Origin of the sequence: Rhodococcus rhodochrous (assembly GCF_900187265.1) — a bacterium.
GTDB lineage: Bacteria > Actinomycetota > Actinomycetes > Mycobacteriales > Mycobacteriaceae > Rhodococcus > Rhodococcus rhodochrous.
The window spans coordinates 1,676,713-1,694,570 of sequence record NZ_LT906450.1; the positions used below are offsets into that span (position 1 = coordinate 1,676,713).

16 protein-coding genes are annotated in these 17,858 nt (G+C 69.1%); 5 read left to right on the forward strand and 11 right to left on the reverse strand.

The annotated features are described in order from the left end of the window. The first annotated feature begins 291 nt into the window (after positions 1-291). Both CKW34_RS07645 and CKW34_RS07650 read left to right on the forward strand, forming a co-directional pair. On the forward strand, positions 292-1,392 hold the full coding sequence (locus tag CKW34_RS07645; RefSeq protein WP_059383603.1) for a hypothetical protein: 1,101 nt from the start codon (positions 292-294) through the stop codon (positions 1,390-1,392). Next, positions 1,379-4,207, forward strand: coding sequence for an FtsW/RodA/SpoVE family cell cycle protein (locus CKW34_RS07650; RefSeq protein WP_059383604.1), 2,829 nt, complete (start codon positions 1,379-1,381; stop codon positions 4,205-4,207). Before CKW34_RS07645 ends, CKW34_RS07650 begins: the two co-directional genes overlap by 14 nt. A gap of 4 nt (positions 4,208-4,211) precedes the next feature. Here the strand turns inward: CKW34_RS07650 and mreB are convergent, their stop codons facing one another. Beyond that, a complete protein-coding gene (gene mreB / locus CKW34_RS07655; protein WP_059383605.1) occupies positions 4,212-5,201 on the reverse strand; it encodes a rod shape-determining protein in 990 nt (329 codons plus the stop codon). 284 nt (positions 5,202-5,485) lie between these two features. Between mreB and CKW34_RS07660 the strand changes: the two genes are divergently transcribed. Next, on the forward strand, positions 5,486-6,289 hold the full coding sequence (locus tag CKW34_RS07660) for an NmrA family NAD(P)-binding protein (protein WP_059383606.1): 804 nt from the start codon (positions 5,486-5,488) through the stop codon (positions 6,287-6,289). 3 nt (positions 6,290-6,292) lie between these two features. On the opposite strand, the gene CKW34_RS07665 is transcribed toward CKW34_RS07660, so the two are convergent. After that, a complete protein-coding gene (locus tag CKW34_RS07665; protein ID WP_059383607.1) occupies positions 6,293-6,859 on the reverse strand; it encodes a helix-turn-helix domain-containing protein in 567 nt (188 codons plus the stop codon). Positions 6,860-6,941: 82 nt separating this feature from the next. Between CKW34_RS07665 and CKW34_RS07670 the strand changes: the two genes are divergently transcribed. After that, positions 6,942-7,301: a hypothetical protein gene (locus CKW34_RS07670; protein ID WP_059383608.1), complete on the forward strand. Its 360-nt coding sequence runs from the start codon at positions 6,942-6,944 to the stop codon at positions 7,299-7,301. A gap of 9 nt (positions 7,302-7,310) precedes the next feature. On the opposite strand, the gene CKW34_RS07675 is transcribed toward CKW34_RS07670, so the two are convergent. Next, positions 7,311-7,976 (reverse strand): FadR/GntR family transcriptional regulator, encoded by a 666-nt coding sequence (locus tag CKW34_RS07675; RefSeq protein ID WP_059383609.1) that lies wholly within the window; start codon positions 7,974-7,976, stop codon positions 7,311-7,313. Positions 7,977-7,987: 11 nt separating this feature from the next. Between CKW34_RS07675 and CKW34_RS07680 the strand changes: the two genes are divergently transcribed. After that, positions 7,988-9,208, forward strand: a complete 1,221-nt coding sequence (locus tag CKW34_RS07680) for an MFS transporter (RefSeq protein ID WP_059383610.1) — start codon at positions 7,988-7,990, stop codon at positions 9,206-9,208. 35 nt (positions 9,209-9,243) lie between these two features. On the opposite strand, the gene CKW34_RS07685 is transcribed toward CKW34_RS07680, so the two are convergent. The 8 genes from CKW34_RS07685 to CKW34_RS07720 are packed head-to-tail and all read right to left on the reverse strand — an operon-like array spanning position 9,244 to position 17,848. Further along, positions 9,244-10,653 (reverse strand): NAD-dependent succinate-semialdehyde dehydrogenase, encoded by a 1,410-nt coding sequence (locus tag CKW34_RS07685; protein WP_059383715.1) that lies wholly within the window; start codon positions 10,651-10,653, stop codon positions 9,244-9,246. 8 nt (positions 10,654-10,661) lie between these two features. Continuing rightward, the gene (gene gabT, locus CKW34_RS07690) at positions 10,662-12,041 is read right to left on the reverse strand and encodes a 4-aminobutyrate--2-oxoglutarate transaminase (RefSeq protein WP_059383611.1); all 1,380 of its coding nucleotides are present in this window, start codon (positions 12,039-12,041) and stop codon (positions 10,662-10,664) included. Between the two features lie 55 nt (positions 12,042-12,096). Next, positions 12,097-13,038: an agmatinase gene (gene speB / locus CKW34_RS07695; protein WP_059383612.1), complete on the reverse strand. Its 942-nt coding sequence runs from the start codon at positions 13,036-13,038 to the stop codon at positions 12,097-12,099. Positions 13,039-13,067: 29 nt separating this feature from the next. Next, positions 13,068-13,823: a class II aldolase/adducin family protein gene (locus CKW34_RS07700; protein ID WP_059383613.1), complete on the reverse strand. Its 756-nt coding sequence runs from the start codon at positions 13,821-13,823 to the stop codon at positions 13,068-13,070. After that, positions 13,820-14,797: a PDR/VanB family oxidoreductase gene (locus tag CKW34_RS07705; protein WP_059383614.1), complete on the reverse strand. Its 978-nt coding sequence runs from the start codon at positions 14,795-14,797 to the stop codon at positions 13,820-13,822. The genes CKW34_RS07700 and CKW34_RS07705 overlap by 4 nt, the downstream gene beginning before the upstream one ends. Then, the gene (locus CKW34_RS07710; RefSeq protein ID WP_059383615.1) at positions 14,794-15,999 is read right to left on the reverse strand and encodes an aromatic ring-hydroxylating oxygenase subunit alpha; all 1,206 of its coding nucleotides are present in this window, start codon (positions 15,997-15,999) and stop codon (positions 14,794-14,796) included. Before CKW34_RS07710 ends, CKW34_RS07705 begins: the two co-directional genes overlap by 4 nt. Continuing rightward, positions 15,996-16,886, reverse strand: a complete 891-nt coding sequence (locus tag CKW34_RS07715; RefSeq protein WP_059383616.1) for a sugar phosphate isomerase/epimerase family protein — start codon at positions 16,884-16,886, stop codon at positions 15,996-15,998. The genes CKW34_RS07710 and CKW34_RS07715 overlap by 4 nt, the downstream gene beginning before the upstream one ends. Next, the gene (locus tag CKW34_RS07720) at positions 16,883-17,848 is read right to left on the reverse strand and encodes a C-terminal binding protein (protein WP_059383617.1); all 966 of its coding nucleotides are present in this window, start codon (positions 17,846-17,848) and stop codon (positions 16,883-16,885) included. The genes CKW34_RS07715 and CKW34_RS07720 overlap by 4 nt, the downstream gene beginning before the upstream one ends. Between the last annotated feature and the right edge of the window lie 10 nt (positions 17,849-17,858).

A 17,858-nucleotide genomic window follows, 5' to 3' on the forward strand; every position in this document is an offset into this window, starting at 1 on the left:
CAAGGTTTCGTTCGAAAGTCGAGGCAACTCTTGCGCAAATGACACACAATGGATTTCGGTAACGAGTCGTCAAGTGGGAAAGGCAATTCAAGGTCAATTCACCCGCCCGCTCCGGTCTGGCTGACACTTGCGGGAGGCCTGGCGTTTTCGGGATGCGCGATGATCGAAGCAGTCTTGGGAATCCATGCGAGAGACTACGAGCCCGTCGAGGTTCGATCCGTCCCGCCCACACGGACGGACGACGACGCAGGGGGCGGCGTAGAACTCGGAAGACTGCTTGCCGTAGCGACTTTGACGCCTGCGCAGGCCGCGCTGCTCGTCACCGATACGGTCGATCAACTCGAACTCGCGCACACCCGGGGCCACCATCCGATCCGCCTCCGAGGTGACGCCGTGATGGTGTCCGAGGATGGTCAGCTCACCATCGACTGCGTCAAGAACGCGGGCTCCTGGGACGAGGTGCGCGACACGACGGCCGGACTTCTTCGCCGAATCGTGACGAACTGCCGCAACGAAGCGCTCGAGGAGAGGGTGAACGCGGCGATCGCCGAGTCGTCGGATCTCGTCGGCCTGGCGAGACGCGTTCGTTATGCTGCCGCAACCGAATTCGACGAAACCGAGGTAGGAAGGAAACGATCGCAGATCGCCGCGCTCGTCGCGGTGGTGAAGGGACATGCTCGTCCGGTGGACGGTACGGTGGAACGGGCAGACGTGCCGCGCGTGACGGAAGAGAGGACCTTCGTCCCGAATCGACGTCGCCCGCCGGCCGGGACGGTGTGGCATCGCAAGAAGCGACGGCTGCCGCGACGCCGGACGGTCATCGCGCTGGTCGCGATCATCGCGCTCGTCGGGCTGGCGTGGGTAGCTCCCGCAGCGTGGTCGGAACTGAATCGGGGCTGGCACACCCTTCTCGACCCGGTGGACTCGTCGATGGACGACCGGATCGATCCGGTCTCACCACCGCCACCGGTGCCCGAAGCGGCACCGGAGGCGGGCGTGCCGGGTCCCGTCGACACCGGTCTTCCCGCGAACGCCGGACCGATCACGCAGGTCGCCGCGAGCTTCGCGAACGGTCCGTGCGAGCCGGGACGATCGTGCACCGTCCGCGTCGACGTCGGGCTCGACCCTGCGGCGAATATCGGTGCGGTCACGTGGAATCTGACCGTCTACGACCGATGTACGGGCGTGACACTGCCGGGCGGGGCGATCACCCTGCCGGTGCCACCGGGAGGCCCCGAGGCCTACGGCATCGGAAGCGTCGACCTGCCACCCGGGTCGGCACTCGCCGTCGCCGCGGTCACCACCGTCCCCGCAGCGGCCGCGTCCGAGCCGTTGTACGTTCCCGCCGAGAATGCCGCCTGCGTGCCCGGGGGCTCTCGTGACGGCGGATAGGCACCCATCCGATCCCTGGCTCGTCACGGCGGCCGTCGCACTGGTCGCACTCGGCATGCTCAACATGATCTCGACGGGCATGTCGTCGCTCGCCGTACGTCACGCCGTGATCGCCGCCGTGGGACTCGGCGCGATGTGGGCGACCTCCCGCATGAGGATCGCCGCCCTGAGCCGATTCGGTTGGGTGTTGTTCACCGCCTCGGTGGTCCTGCTCGCAGCCGTGCCGTTGATCGGCATCGCGACCAAGGGCGCCCAGCGCTGGCTGGACCTGGGTGTGTTCACCCTGCAGCCCTCCGAGATCGCCAAGCTCGCCCTGGTCATGGTGCCCGCCGCGATACTGGCCGGCGGGTACACGCTCGGCAGATTCGTCGGGGTCCTGATCGTGTCGTCGGTGCCGATCGCATTGGTGGCGTTGCAACCGGACCTGTCGACCGCCGTGGTGCTCGTGGCGACCGTGCTGCTCATGCTGATCCTGGCGAGAGTCCCATTGCGGTCGCTGTTCCCGCTGTTCGCGCTCGGGCTCGCGTCGCTGCCGATGGCCGTGTTGTTCCTGCGTCCGTATCAGCTCGAGCGGATCCACGTCTTCCTGTCGAACGACGCCGACCCGCAGGGATCGGGTTGGGCGGCGTGGCAAGCGGACATCGCGATCGGCAGTGCGGGGTGGTGGGGTCTCGGGCGCGAACCGGACTACGATCTGCGGGCGCAATATCTCCCCGAGTCGGAACACGACCTGGCCTTCGCGAGTCTCGTGTACGGGTGGGGCCTGGTGGCCGGCATCGCCGTCGTGGCGGCCGTCGTGATCATCGTGTGGCGTTCCGTGGTCGCCGCCCGCGTCGCACGCACTCGGGAGGCGGCACTCGTCGCAGCGGGCATCGGCGGTGTGTTCGGGCTGCATACCGTGGTGTCGGTGGCCCAGAGCCTGTCGCTGTTGCCGCACACCGGCATGCCGATCCCGATCTTCAGCTACGGGGGCACCGCCTCGATCATCGGGTTCGTCTCGATCGGGTTGGTGCTCGCAGTGCGCCGCGACGGGGTGACCCGGCCGCTGTGGGTGACCGACCCCAAGAAGCGGCGTCTGCCGCGAGGAGTGTCGGTGGGTGCGCTGACGCTGACGGCCTCGCTCGCCGCCATGTCGGTGTTCGCGTGGCAGATGCAGACCGAGCACGGCACCGAGTTCCGCGCGACGAGCGACACGCAGATGCTGCGCTGCATCCGCCTGCCCGCCGAACGCGGCCACATCCTCGACCGGACCGGCGTTCCCGTCGCGACCAATGTCGCCGAGTACACCGTCGCGGTGGTCGCCCGGATGTTCGCCGAGGGCGTCCCGTCGGCGCGCTACGAACTCGCCGCCCTGCTCGGCATGCCCCCCGAGAAGCTCGACGAGGAACTGCGGAGCAGTACCGGCGGGGACATCCAGGTCGTGCTCGGACGCGTCGGGCCCGAACAGGCCCGGGCGATCGTGGACGCTCAGCTGCCCTGGGTGCTCGTCTACCCGACGGGGCGCAGGCAGTACCCGCACGGAGAGACGCTGGCGTCGCTCCTCGGGTACGTCGGGATCGCGGACGAGCAGGACATGGAGCTCTGGCCGACACTCGCGCTCGGTTCACGGGTCGGCAAGGCCGGGCTCGAGCGCCAGTACGACGCGTTGCTGCGCGGCGTCGACGGTAGGCAGTGCGTGTACGTCGATCCGTCCGGGCGCCCGGTAGGCACGGGGGAGCGGGTGGATCCGATCCGCGGCCACGACCTGCGGTTGCATCTCGATGTCGGCATGCAGCGGGCCGCGACCGACGCGCTCGCCCAGACGGTGCGCACCAGCGGAGGCGACCTCGGCGCGGCGGTCGTGATGGACGCCCGCACCGGCGCGGTGTTGGCGCTGGCCAGCGTCCCCGGCTACGACAACAACGTCTACGGACCCCCGGCCGACCTGGCCGCGATCGCGGCGCAGACCGCGGCATCGGGTCCGGGCCGCATGCTCAACCACGCGGTGCAGACGGCGGCACCACCCGGATCGACGTTCAAGATCGTGACGGCGTCGGCGAACGCAGCGTTCGACGTACTGTCACCGGATGCCTTCCTGGCAGGCGGCGCGGCGTACACCTACGGCGGTCATACCTTCGCCAATTGGCAGCCGATGGGCCCGAACAACCTGCTCGGGGCGATCCAGTGGTCCGACAACGTCTACTTCTACCAACTCGCCGACCTCCTCGGTCCCCACCGCATCGCACAGACCGCCGCCGAACTCGGCGCGGGTGCTCCCTCGGGGATCGACCTGCCCGCCGAATCCTCAGGTTTCGTCGGCACTCCGGAGAACGTCGAGAACATCGGCGGTGCCTGGTATCCGGGCTCGACCCTGCTCATGGGTATCGGTCAGGGCACCGTCACGGCGACCCCGATCCAGGTCGCGCGGTGGACGGCGGGGATCGCGTCGGGGCAGATGGTGACGCCGAAGCTCGCTGCCGCCTACGGACCCGGCGACGCGGTCCCGATTCCTACCGAGCAACCTCGGCCGTTGTCGTTCGCGGACAAGCTCGAACCGGTGCGCGCGGGCATGCGGGCGTCGGCCTCGGCCGGCACCGCCGGTCAGCTCGCGAGCCTGCCGGTCACTGCCGCCGCCAAGACCGGCACGGCAGAGGATCCCTCGGCACCGGGCAAGGGACTCAACGCCTGGTTCTCCGCGGTCGTGCCCGCCGAGTCGCCGGAGGTCGTGGTGACGGCGCTGGTGCGCGGCGGCGGTTTCGGATCTGCCACTTCGGGACCGGTCGTCAAGGGTCTGCTGGAGCGCTACCTCGCGCAGATCCGGAGGCCGAATCCCTGACAGGTCAGGCGGCGTAGGCGGCGATCACGTCGGCGTGTTCGATACAGGAGGTCGCGCCTTCGGCGACGCAGGTGAGCGGCCGCTCGGCGGTCTTGACCGGCAGGCCGAAGGCTTCCTCGAGCAGTTGCGGCACGCCGCGCAGCATCGATCCTCCGCCGATCGCCAGGATGCCTTCGGACATCACGTCGCTGATCGCGCGCGGCGGCAGGTCGTCGAGGCAGCTCGACAGCGTCTGCACGATGCTCGTCGTGGTGGGCCGCACGGCATCCATGATCTCCTCGGTCTCGAGCGTCACCAGACGCGCGCGGCCGGTCGCGGCGTCGCGACCTTCCACCACGAGCGACCGTTCGTCGGCGGTCTCGGGCGCACCCACCTTGGCGCGCTCGGCGGTGAGTTCACCGACGATGATCTGGTGTTCAGCGCGCAGGTACCGGAGGATCGCGCTCGTCAGGTCGTCCCCGGCGATGCGGCAACTGCGGTGCGACAGGACACCGCCGTAGCAGAGAGCGGTGACTTCCGAAGTGCCACCGCCGATGTCGACGACGAGATGGGTCCGGGGCTCGAGCGGGTCGATCCCACACCCGATGGCCCCGGCGACCGGTTCGGGAATCAACCCGACCTTCCGCAGACCGGCCTCGTGTCCGACCTCGAGCAGCGCACGACGCTCGAGCGGCGTGGCCCCGGCGGGAGCCGCGATGACGCCCACGGGCCGGATGCCGTAGCGGCGGCGCGGCGCGAGCTGGGCGAGCACTGCCGTGACGAATGTCCGTGCCGTTTCGAGATCGACGATCACCCCGTCGCGTATCGGGTGGACGGGGGTGATCCCGCCGGGTGTGCGGTCGACGAGGTCGCTCGCCTCCTTGCCGATCGCGAGCGCGCGGCGCGGTTCCTTCGTCCGAACCATCATCAGCGACGGTTCGTTGAGGACTATGCCCTCGTCGGGGGTTCCGACGACGGTGTTGGCTGTTCCGAGATCGATACCGAATCCGCGCACGTCGGCCTCCGAAAGAGTCCAGCAGGGTTGTTTCCGATGATGTGGTGCAGAGGCGTTAGGGGAATGGGGTGCCCCAAAGTTACCGCTGTCGAATAACCTGCAGAGCGGTGTTTGCCGGAATGATATTTTCGTGGCCCGCACAGCGTTCGGGGGGCGACCGGGCTGTGACCTCGGTTCGGGGACGCGCGGCCGTCCGCACTCGATGGTCTGAGCGGTTCCTTTGTCCTGCAATGGAAGCGAGCAACCCGGCGTCTACGAATCGGTTCCAGTCCTAGCCTGGAGAAATGACGATTCTCGTAACGGGGGCGACAGGAAACGTCGGCAGACTCGTAGTGGACGAACTGGTGCGGGCGGGAGCCCCGGGTCTTCGCGCACTGACCGTGGACCCCGCGCGGGCAGCGCTACCCGAGGGCGTGGAGGTGGTGAAAGGGTATGTGGGCAGACCACAATCCCTCGACGGCGTCTTCGACGGCATCGACACTGTCTATCTTGCTCCCGTTCCAGCTGTAGCGCGAGAGGTTGCGGCACTCGCCCGGGATGCGGGTGTGCAACGGTTCGTCACCCTCACCGGAGGACCCGGGACGGAGTGGCACGGCATCGAGGCCGACGTCGAAGCGTCGGGTCTGCCGTGCACACATCTCGAACCGGGGGAGTTCATGGCGAACGCGACCATTTTCGCGGAGCAGATCCGCACGACCGGCCGGGTCCTCGGTGCTTACCCCACGGCGGCGAACGCTCCGATCGCGCTCGAGGACATCGCCGCGGTGGCGGCCCGGGCACTGCTCGACGACTCGCATGCGGGCCGGACGTACGACCTGACCGGACCGGAGTCGCTGACCCACCCGCAGATCGTCCACGAGATCGGACGCGCTCTCGGCTGCGACGTGCCGTTCGTCGAAGTCCCGCGCGAGGAGGCCGAAGCGGTGCTCGCCGACGCGATGGGGGAGTACGCCGGCTGGTACCTCGACGGTCGCGCCGAACTCGTCGGCAACCCGCAACTGCCGACGACGGCGGTCGCGGACGTGCTCGGCCGGCCCGCGACGACCTTTGCGCAGTGGGCCGACGCGCATGTCGACGAGTTCCGCTGAGGTCTATTCCTCTGAGCGCTTCTCCTCTTCGGAGGCAGCGCCGGACGAAACCGGTATCACCGCGGTCATCAGCGTGATCCGCATCCGGTCGTCGTCGGTATCCGTGCGATAGGGGGCAAGGATGTCGGCGAGCCTGTTCTGGATCTCCGCGAGATCGTCGGTGGTGACGTAGAGCGGGGTGGTCCCGAAGCCCAGATAGTCCCGCAGGCTTCGATCGTCGTCCTCGATGAATCTGTCGAAGCTTTCACCGAGCGCGCCCAGGAAGGTGACGAAGGCATTGCGCAGCTCGGCGTCGCTCATGGCGGCGAGGTCGTCGTGGCCGACGTGCGCCATGCGGTCGCCGAGCGCAAGGGTGCGTTCGACGGTTCCACGCACGCGACGTTCGTCGACGACGGTGACGATCTCGGCGTCGATCAACGCTGCGACGTGGCGGTAGAGCGTGGCCTGGGTGACGTCGGGTAGTGCCGACCGGAGTTCGCTCGTGGTCAGCTGCCGTCCTCCGAGTTGCTGCACGATCCGCAGTCGAACCGGATGCAGCACGACTTCCGCGATCGGGGACGTCTTCGCCATCGGTACCTACCCATCATTGTTATCACCGTGATAATGTTCTCAGTGCTGTAGTCAGTTTACCGTCGACGGAAGGTCCGACGTCATGGCCGAAACGACATACGACAACGCAACCCTCCACCTGTCCTTCTCTCGGTGGGAAGCCTTCATGGTCCGCCGATCCGCGATGGAGGTGCCGATCTCGGCGATCACCGGCGTGGAGGTCCTTCCGGGATGGACGTCCGAGATCCTCGGCATCAGATCGGGCATGGTGATCTCCGGCTTCTTGAAGGTGGGCACCTTCCGGCACCCGCGCGGCATCAAGCGCCTGGTCGCCATGAAGCGAGGTCATCCGGTGCTGCGTGTCGCGCTGGGTGGCCCGGGCGTCGAGTTCGACGAACTTCTCCTGAGCTCTCCGGAGGCGTACACCCTCGCGGACGCCCTGCGCTCGGCCGGGGTCCGATGAGCGGCGGCCTCAGTCGGTGAGTTCCGCGAACAGTGCCCGCGCCGCGTCGACGGTGGCGTCCTCATCGCCGGCGATCACGGCATCCACCAGAGCGGTGTGTTCGGGTTCGAAGCCGAGACCGGTGACGCGGACGTGCCGGTCGATGGTCCGCCGGATCGACGGGAGCAGCGAGTCGTAGAACTCGAGGTACACCGCGTTGTGGCTTGCTTCGACGATGCCGCGGTGCAGGGCGACGTCGGCGGCCACCGCGGCGTCGGTGCCGGATCCGGCGAACAGCCGGTTGCGTTCGGTGAGCAACTGCTCGAGACGGGCCACGTCGTCGGGGGTGCGTCGTTGCGCGGCCAGGACGGCGGCAGTGACGTCGAGTGCCTGTCGCAGTTCGAGGACGTCGCGTTCGTGAGCGGTGGCGAAGTATTTGCCGAGGGTGCCGGTGACGTCGGAGGTCGCGATGACATAGGTGCCCGAGCCCTGCCGGCGTTCGAGCATGCCCGTGTGGACGAGGGCCTGCACGGCCTCGCGGACGGTGTTGCGTCCGGTGCCGGTGAACTCGCACAGCTGCGGTTCGGTGGGGATCTTCTCGCCGACCTTCCAGCGTCCGCTGCAGATCTCACTGCGCAGTTGCTCGGTGACCTGCTCGATCAGGTTCGTCCGCTGAACAGGTTTTCCCAAAGTCATCCCATCATCCTATGATTTTCGGCGTGAGTCTTCTTCGTGGTCGTCTGCTGGTGTTCTGTGCGATCGCGATGTCGGCCCTCGTGCTGAGACTTGCGGTCACCTCGTTCAGCCCGCTCGCCGCGCAGATCAGCGAGGAGATCGGCTTCTCGTCCACGGTCGTCGGTGTCTTCGGCATGATCCCGACCGCGATGTTCGCGGCCTTCGGACTCGCCACCCCGGCGCTCGGCCGACGATGGGGACTCGAACGCACCGCGCTGATCGCGATGCTCATGGCCGGCGTGGGCATCGCGACCCGCGCGCTCATGACCGACACGTGGTCGCTGCTGCTCCTGTCGGGTCTCGCGCTGGGCGGGATGGGCATCGGCAACGTCGTCATCCCTCCTCTGGTCAAGCGCTACTTCTCCGACACGCTGGCACTCGTCAGCTCGGTATACATCGTCGGCGTGCAACTGAGCACCATCGTGCCCGCTTTCGTCGCGGTTCCTCTCGCCGACGCCTTCGGCTGGCGCGTCTCGCTCGGGGTGTGGGCGCTCGTCGGATTCGCTGCGGCCGTTCCGTGGGTGTGGGTGCTGCTGCGTCATCGGAACGCCGATGCCGGGGAAGTGGCTCCCGTCGACCGGAACGCCGACGGCAGGGTGTGGCGGTCGCCGGTGGGCTGGGGGATGGCCGGCATGTTCGGCATGACGTCCCTCGTCACCTATTCGATGTTCACGTGGATCCCGGACATCCTCGCCGACGCCGGAGCCAGCCCCGCCTTCGGCGGCGCGATGTTGGGCTTGTTCGCCCTGCTCGGACTGGTCTCCGCGTTCGGCGCTCCGTCGCTGTGCGCGCGGATGACGAATCCGTTCCCCGTAGTCGTCGCGTGCGCGTCGTGCTTCCTCGTCGCCTTCGCCGGCCTGTGGATCGCGCCGATGAGCGTTCCGATCCTGTGGATCGTGCTGCTCGGACTCGGGCCGAGCACGTTCCCGATGGCCCTGACCCTGATCAACCTGCGCTCCCGCAGCCACGCCGGATCCGCCGCTCTCTCGGGATTCACCCAGGGCGTCGGCTACACCGTGGCGTGCCTGGGCCCGCTGCTGTTCGGAGTCTTCCACGACCTCACCTCGGGCTGGACGGCCTCGTTCGCCTTCATGACGGTCGCCGTCGCGGTGTTGGTGACCGGCGCCTATCAGGCATGCAAGCCGCGGGTGGTCGAGGACAGCTGGAACACCCGCCCGATCTCGGTGGGTTAGACACCGCTCAGCGGGGTTCAACCCACCGAAATCGGCTACAGGGCGACGTACTTGGTCTCGAGGTACTCCTCGATCCCTTCCGTGCCCCCCTCGCGTCCGAAACCAGACTCCTTGATGCCGCCGAAGGGCGCGGCGACGTCGGAGATGACGCCACGGTTGACGCCCACCATCCCGGCCTTCAATGCCGACGCGACATGCATCGTCCGGCCGAGGTCGCGGGTGTAGAAGTAGGCGGCCAGCCCGTACTCGGTGTCGTTCGCCGCGGCGACGGCCTCGTCCTCCGACGTGAAGGTGGTGAGGGCGACGACGGGACCGAAGATCTCCTCCCGCAGCACCCGCGCGTCGGCGGGCACCCGATCGAGGACGGTGGGCGGATAGAAGGTGCCCGGACCGTCGGGGACGACGCCACCGGTGAGCAGGCGGGCGCCGCGCTCCACCGCGTCGACCACCAACTCGTGCACCCGGGCGCGCTGCTTCGAGGTGATGAGCGGACCGAGATCGGTGCCCTCGTCGAGACCGTGCCCGACCGTCACCGACTCCATCCGCGCGACCAACTTCGCGGTGAACTCCGCCGCCACCGATTCGGCGACGTAGAAGCGGTTCGCGGCGGTGCACGCCTCACCGCCGTTGCGCATCTTCGCGGCCATCGCGCCGTCGACCGCGGCGTCGAGATCGGCGTCGTCGAACACCACGAACGGCGCGTTGCCGCCGAGTTCCATGGAGGTGCGCAGCAAGTGGTCGGCGGACTGCCGGACCAGCAACTTGCCGACACCGGTGGAGCCGGTGAAGGTGATCTTCCGCAGGCGCGGATCGGCCAGGAGCGGTTCGGTCAGAGGCGCGGCGTCGGAGGTGGGCAGGATCGACAGCACGCCGTCGGGCAGACCTGCCTCGGCGAAGACCTGCCCGAGCAGCAGCATCGTCAGTGGAGTCTCGGCTGCCGGTTTGACGAGAATCGTGCAGCCCGCCGCCAGGGCCGGGCCGATCTTGCGGGTCGCCATGGCCAACGGGAAGTTCCACGGCGTCACCGCGAGCACCGGGCCCACCGGCTCCTTGGTGACGAGGATGCGGCCCGTGCCGGCGGGCGACGTCGTCGTACGCCCCCCGATCCGCACGGCCTCCTCGGCGTTCCAGCGGAGGAACTCGGCCCCGTACGTCACTTCGCCGTGCGCTTCGGCGAGGGTCTTGCCCATCTCCGAGGTGATCGTGCGGGCGAACTCGTCGGCGCGGTCCATCACGAGGTCGAACGCCTTGCGGAGGATCTCGCCGCGTTCCCGCGGCGGGGTCGCCGCCCACGACTCCTGGGCGGCGACGGCCAGGTCGAGGGCGCGCGCGCCGTCGGCGGGGGAGGCGTCGGCGACCTCGGCAAGGAGCTTGCCGGTCGCGGGATCTTCGACGGGGAAGGTCGCGCCGGTGAAGGACTCGGTGAGCGTGCCGCCCAACCACATCAGGGCGGTCACTGTGCCGCTCCCACGAGAACACCGGCGGTGGCGCGCACGGCGTCGGCGAGGACGTCGAGACCGTCGACGAGCAGGTCGTCGGAGATCACCAGCGGTGGCAGTAGACGGATGACGTTGCCGTAGGTGCCGCAGGTGAGCAGGATGACGCCCTCGGCGAGCGCCCGGGCCGCGATCGCCGCGGCGGCCTCCGGGTTCGGATCGCGGGTACCGGGATGCACGAGTTCGACCGCGAGCATCGCCCCGCGCCCACGGACCTCCCCGATCACCTCCACCTCGTCGGCCAGGGCCTGCAGTCGCGGCACCGCGATCTGTTCGATCTGCCGGGCCCGCCCGCACAGGTCCAGCTCGGCCATGCGGTCCAGGGTCGCCAGCGCCGCGGCACACGCGACAGGGTTCCCGCCGTAGGTGCCGCCGAGACCGCCGCCGTGGACGGCGTCGATGAGGTCGGCCCGACCGGTCACCGCCGCCAGCGGCATCCCGCCGGCGACACCCTTGGCGATGGTCACCAGGTCGGGGACGATGCCCTCGGCGTCGCTCGCGAACCACGAGCCGGTGCGGGCCAGGCCGGTCTGCACCTCGTCGGCGACGAAGACGATGCCGTTGGCGTTCGCCCAGTCGACCAGCGCGGGCAGGAACCCCTCGGCGGGGACGATGAAGCCACCCTCCCCCTGGATCGGTTCGATGACGATCGCCGCGACGTTGTGCGCACCGACCTGCTTGTCGATCTGGTCGATCGCCCGCTGCGCGGCCTGCGCACCGCTGATCGGGGTGCCGTCGTGGGCGAGGCCTTCGCGGAAGGGATAGGACGCCGGGACGCGGTGGACGTCCGCGGCGAACGGACCGAAACCGTCCTTGTACGGCTTGTTCTTCGCCGTCATCGCCATCGTGAGGTTGGTGCGGCCGTGGTAGGCGTGGTCGAAGACGACCACGGTGCGGCGGCCGGTCGCGACCCGTGCGATCTTGACGGCGTTCTCCACGGCCTCGGCGCCGCTGTTGAACAGCACCGTGCGCTTGGCGTGGTCACCTGGGGTGAGCTCGGCGAGCTTCTCGGCCACGGCGATGTAACCCTCGTAGGGGGTGACCATGAAGCAGGTGTGTGTGAAGTGCGCGGCCTGATCCTGGATCGCCTTCACCACCACCGGATCCGACGCGCCGACGGACGTGACCGCGATGCCGGAGCCGAGGTCGATGAGGGCGTTGCCGTCGACGTCGAGGACGATGCCGCCGTCGACGTCGGCCGCGTAGACGGGCACGGACGACGCGACACCCGCGCCGACGGCATTGCGGCGACGCTCGGTGAGCGCGGCCGAGCGCGGGCCGGGTAGCTCGGTGACGAGCCGGCGTTGCTGGGGGACGCGGTATTCGATCTCGGGCATCGACGGGCCTTTCGGTACAGCAGGAGGGGGAGGGGATCAGCTTTCGGCAGGGCGGTCAAGCCTTCGGCAGGGCCATGGCGGACAGCAGTTCGTAGCCGACGTGCGCGGCCGCGATGCCGGTGATCTCGGCGTGGTCGTAGGACGGGGAGACCTCCACGATGTCGGCACCGACCAGATTGGTGCCGGCGAACGCACGGAGCATGCGCAGCAGCTCGCGGCTCGTCAGGCCGCCGGCCTCGGGAGTGCCGGTGCCCGGGGCGTGCGCGGGGTCGAGGACGTCGATGTCGACGGAGACGTAGACCGGGCGGTCGCCGATGCGGGCGAGCATCCGCTCGATGGCCGCGGCGACACCGTCGATCTCGATCTCCGGCGAGGTGACGGCGGAGAAGCCCAGCATCTTGTCGTCGGACAGGTCCTTGTCGCTGTAGAGGGGGCCGCGGGTACCGACGTGCATGCTGGCCTCCTTGTCGATCAGGCCCTCCTCCGATGCGCGGCGGAACGGCGTGCCGTGGGTGATCGACGCACCGAAATAGGTATCCCAGGTGTCGAGGTGCGCGTCGAAGTGCACGACGGCGACGGGGCCGTGGCGACGCGCGACCGAGCGCAGCAGCGGCAGGGCGATCGTGTGGTCGCCGCCGATGGTGAGCAGGCGCGTGCCGTCACCGGTGAGGGCGTCGGCGCCGCGCTCGATGTCGGAGACGGCCTCGTCGATATCGAACGGGTTGCACGCGATGTCGCCGGCGTCGGAGACCTGCATCTCCGCGAACGGGGAGACGTCCAGTGCCGGGTTGTAGGGGCGGAGCAGCTTCGACGAGGCGCGCACGTGGGCCGGGCCGAGACGCGCACCGGGCCGGTAGCTCACGCCGGTGTCGAAGGGAACACCGACGATGGCGACGTCGGTGCTGGTGACCTCGTCGAGGCGAGGCAGTCGCGCGAAGGTGCCGGGCCCGTTGTAGCGGGGGATCTGCGAGGCGTCGACGGGTCCGATGGGAGTCATGGGAAGCAGTCCTTCTTCTATGGGAGGAATCAGTCGGTGTAATCGGGCGCGATGCGGTCGAGCAGGCGCAGCATCGCGGCCCACGCGAGGTCGGCGCCCGGATCGACGAAGTCGTCGTTGGTCTCGGTGCCGGTGAACTGGCGGGCGCTGCGTTCACACACCTCCGGCGGGGGAAGCACGAGAGGTCCGGTCGCGGCGGCCGTGACCTGGATCTCGCAGGCCCAGTTCAGATAGAACATGCGCAGGAAGGCCTGGGCCGGGGTGCTGCCCACGGTGAGCAGACCGTGGTTGCGGAGGATCATGACGGGATGGTCGCCGAGGTCGGCGACGAGGCGGGTCTGCTCGTCGAGGCTCAGCGCGACACCCTCGTAGTCGTGGTAGGCGACGCGGTCGTAGAACTCCATCGACATCTGGTTGACGGGCAGCAGACCGTGAGTGGTCGCCGCGACCGCGCAGCCCGCCCGGGTATGGGTGTGCAGGACGCAGTGCGCGTCGGGGCGGGCCGCATGGATCGCGCCGTGGATGACGAAACCGGCCGGATTGACCAGTGCACCGGTGTCACCGACGGGCATGCCGTGCGGATCGACCACCACGAGATTCGACGCGGTGATCTCCTCGAACAGCAATCCGTAGGGGTTGATGAGGAACCGCGGTTCGGGCCCGGGCAGCCGCAGCGAGATGTGCGTGAAGATCAGGTCGGTCATCCCGAAGTGCGCGACCAGCCGGTACACGGCGGCCAGTTCGCGGCGCAGCCGCAGTTCCTCGGAGACGACGGTGTCGGTCACAGCTCGATCACCGCCCTCGAGATCGGCCGGGACACACACGGGAAGAAGCACTTCCCCTCGGCCCGCTCGGTGTCGTCGAGGATGTTGTCGCGGTGGTCGATCTCGCCGGACAGCACCACGACCTCGCAGCTGCCGCACGTGCCTTCGCGGCACGACCACATGACATCCGCACCGGAACGCTCCAGGGCGTCGAGGACGGATTCGTCCTCCGCGACCTCCACGACCGGACCATCGGCGCCGAGTTGCACCGAGCACGCGGACGACTCGCCGGCGGGTGCCGCCGCGGGTTCCGCGGGGGCGGGGGAGAACGACTCGATGCGCAACGCTTCGGCCGGAAGGAGTTCCGTCAGCTCGGTGAGCATGCGTTCCGGGCCGCACGAGTACACGAGCGTCCCCGCGCCGAGACCCGCGCACAGCGCCGCCAGGTCGAGACGCTCACCCTCGGCGGAGGGGTGCAGGTGCACGGGCACACCGGTCGTGGCTAGACGTTCGACGAACCGCGCCGGAGCGTGAGCCGAATACGCGTAGTGCACTGTCACATTCGCGCCGCGCGCGGCGGTGGCCTCGATCATCGGCAGCAGCGGCGTGATGCCGATGCCGCCGGCGACGAAGACGTAGGCCGGGGCGTCCTCGAGCGGGAAGTGCTGCCGTGGACCCTGCACGCGCAGGATGTCGCCGGGTCGCAGCGTGGAGTGCACGTGGGCCGAACCGCCGCGCGAGTCGGCGGCGAGCCGTACCGCGACCGTCCAGCTGCGCAGGTCGGCCGGGTCGCCGCACAGCGAGTACTGGCGGGTGAGACCCTGCGACAGTTCCATGTCGATGTGAGCACCGGGCTCCCACGCCGGCATCGGGTCACCGGACGGATCGGCGAGGGTCACCGACAGGATTCCTTCGGCCTCCCAGGTGATCCCGGTGACGCGCACCGAGCGGGTGCGGGGTGCGCGGTCGGTCGTGCTCTCGAGCAGTGCGGTCATCGGTAGCCTGCCTTCGTTGCGACGCGGTCCTGGAACAGCGCGGTGATCTGATCCCAGTGCGAGACGAGGTTCGTCGAGTCGGAACCGGGGGAGTTGCGGCCGATCTGCAGGCGGTGCAGCATCGGCATGTCCTGTTCGTTGACGTGCCACAGCACCTCGCACAGCTGCGAGCGGGTCTCGGCGAATTCGTCACCGGCAGCGGAGGAGTCGACGAAGATCGCCATGTGCTCGACGGTGCGGTCGGGCGCCTCGGGGTGGTAGCCGATGACCTGGAACCAGTCGGCCTCGAGGAACACCAGCGCGTTCGGGAAGAGGCAGAAGATGTCCTGGCGTTCGAGCCGGTCCTCCGGGACGTCGCCGAGCCACGGCAGCGTCTTCGCGGTCTTCTCGGCCTTGCCCGCCGCGCCACGCGGGTAGCTGCCACCGATGACATCGGGGTGAAGCGCGACGTCGTCGACGTCGAGGGACGCGGTGACCGGTCCGACCTGCGGGTGCACGAACGGCAGGTGGTAGAAGTCGAGGAAGTTCTCCACGACCAGCTTCCAGTTCGCGTCGACCTCGAACCTGCGCTCCCCGGCCAGGTGCAGGCGGGTGAAGTCGATGTGCGACCAGCGGCTCAGCAACGGCCGGAGATGCTCGGTGAAGCTGTCGGCGCACGCCTGCGGGTCGGTTTCGGTCGCCGACAGGTCGATGAAGATCATGCCGGCCCAGGTATGGCTCGCGACCAGCAGCAGGCTCAACCGCTTCGCGACCTCCGGGTCGAGCTTGGAGCGACGCTCACGGGTGTAATACGGTGCCGCCGCGAGGGTTCCGTCGAGTTTGAACGACCAGCAGTGGTAGGCGCACTGGATGCGTCCCTGCACCACGACCGGTTCCTCGGTCAGCGCCATGCCCCGGTGCCGGCACGAGTTGTGGAAGACGCGGATCTGCCCGTCCTCGCCGTGCACGAGCAGCAGCGGTTTGCCGCCGATCGTGACGGGATGCACCGCGCCCGGCTCGGCGACCCAGTGCGCGTAGCCGGCCCACACCCAGCCCGACGAGAAGATGCTCTTCTGCTCCTGGTCGAACTCCTCGGTGCCCGTGTAGGCGCGGGCGGGGACGAGGGCACGACCGGTGGGCAGGTCGGACAGCGGTCCGTCGATCACGACGTTGCCGGTCGAGGTGGTGGTCCGCTCCGGCAGGGGGAACTGCAGGGTGCTCATCGTGACGCTCCTGTGGTCGTGAGGGTGGAAGTACGAGTGGTGGCCTCGGTGAAGCAGGCGACGGCCCGGTCGCGCAGGGTGAGGGCGTCGGCCCACCGGTCGGACAGTTCGACGCCGTCGCGGTCGGTGATGGCGTAGGGGGTGGTGCCGAGTTCGGTGCAGAACATGACCGGCTCGTCGCTGTCGTCGCGGGCGCGGCGTTCGAGGATCGCGGTGAATGCGCGGGTCCACCAGCCGGTGAACAGCTCCTCCCACTCGCGGTGCTGCGGGAAGCCGAGCGGGATCTGCACCTGGCAGCGGGTCGCGACCCGGCCCTGGACGGACTCGGCGCGGGCGAACAGGGCCTCGATGTGCCCGTCGATCTCCGGGGTGGGAGTCACCGGGATCTCACTGCCGGCCACGTAGTGCGACAGGTCGATGGCCAGGTTCACGGCAGGGTCGATGTCCTGCAGCAGCCGCGTGGTGCGGCGCATGTCGTCGGTGAGGGTGTTGCGGTGCGTCTCGAGCTGCATCGCGACCCCCGCGGCCTCGGCGGTGCGGTGCCAGCGGTGCACGGTGTCGACGACGACCGCGTCGTCGGGGTCGAAGACGCACCCGCACACGACCATCCGGTCGGCGCCGATGGTGTCGGCGTAGCGCAGTGCTGCGTCGAGGTCGGTGTCGTCGCGGAGGAAGGCGAAGACCGCCGACTGCAGGTCGCGCTCGCGGAGCAGCGGTGCGAGGACGTCGGCCTCGGGCCTGCCGCGGGCACCGAGATCGACGGCGATCCCGTCGAAGTTCGCCTCGGCGAGACGGTCGAGCTGCTCGGGGAGGGTCCACGGGGTGCCGCGCCACGGCAGATCCTCCATGGCCCACAGGGACTGGAACATCTCGAGTCGGATGCTCATGCGATCACCTCGTGCGGGTTCGTGACGGAATGCGACGGCGCGCCGGTGCGGTACCATTCGACGACGTTGGCGGCCTGCATGCGGACGTACTCGCGGGCCGTGCGGTCGGACAGGTACGCCACGTGCGGGGTCAGCAGGACGTTGGGGTGTTCGGCGAGCCGGTCGCCGGGCAGCGGGGGTTCGACGTCGAGCACGTCGAGGGCGGCGCCGGCCAGGTGACCGGAGTCGAGCGCGTCGGCGAGGGCGTCGGAGTCGACGATGCCGCCGCGCGAGACGTTGATCAGCCACGAGCCGGGCCGCATCGTCGCGAGCAGGTCGGCGTCGAAGAGCTTCTCGGTGGAACCGTCGAGGGGCAGATGGATGGACACGACGTCGGACCGGGTGACCACCTCGGCCAGCGATGCGGGGGTGACACCGGCCGGCAGGTCGCGTCCGGCGCGGTCGTAGCCGAGGATCGTGCCGACGGAACCGGCCGCGAGCGCCGCGACCTCGCTGCCGATGCGGCCGAGACCGACGAGCCCGAGGGTCGTGTCGGCGAGGCGACGGGGTGCGTAGGTGGGGCGGTCGAGCCAGCCGCGACGTCCCGACAGGGCGAAGAAGTCGAGGCGGCGCACCGCGGCGAGGGTCAGGGCCCAGGTGTGGGTGGCGACCTCGGTGGAGGCGACATCCCCGACCGTCGCCACCCAGACGTCGCGGACGGTGGCCGCGTCGACGTCGACGGAGTCGTAGCCGCGCGAGAGCATCGAGACGATGCCCAGGCGGGGGAGACGGTCGAGCAGCTCGGCGTCGACGGGAGCATAGCCGACGAGCAGCGCGGACGCGTCCGCCGCGGCGGCGGCGATCTTGTCGGGGTCGCGGGTCTCGAGCACACGGACCTCGAAGCCTTCGGCCTCCAGCAGGGCGATGCCCTCGCTGGGGTCGAGGTCGTCGAGATCGGTGTAGACCGCGATCGGGGATGCCATGAGGTGCTCC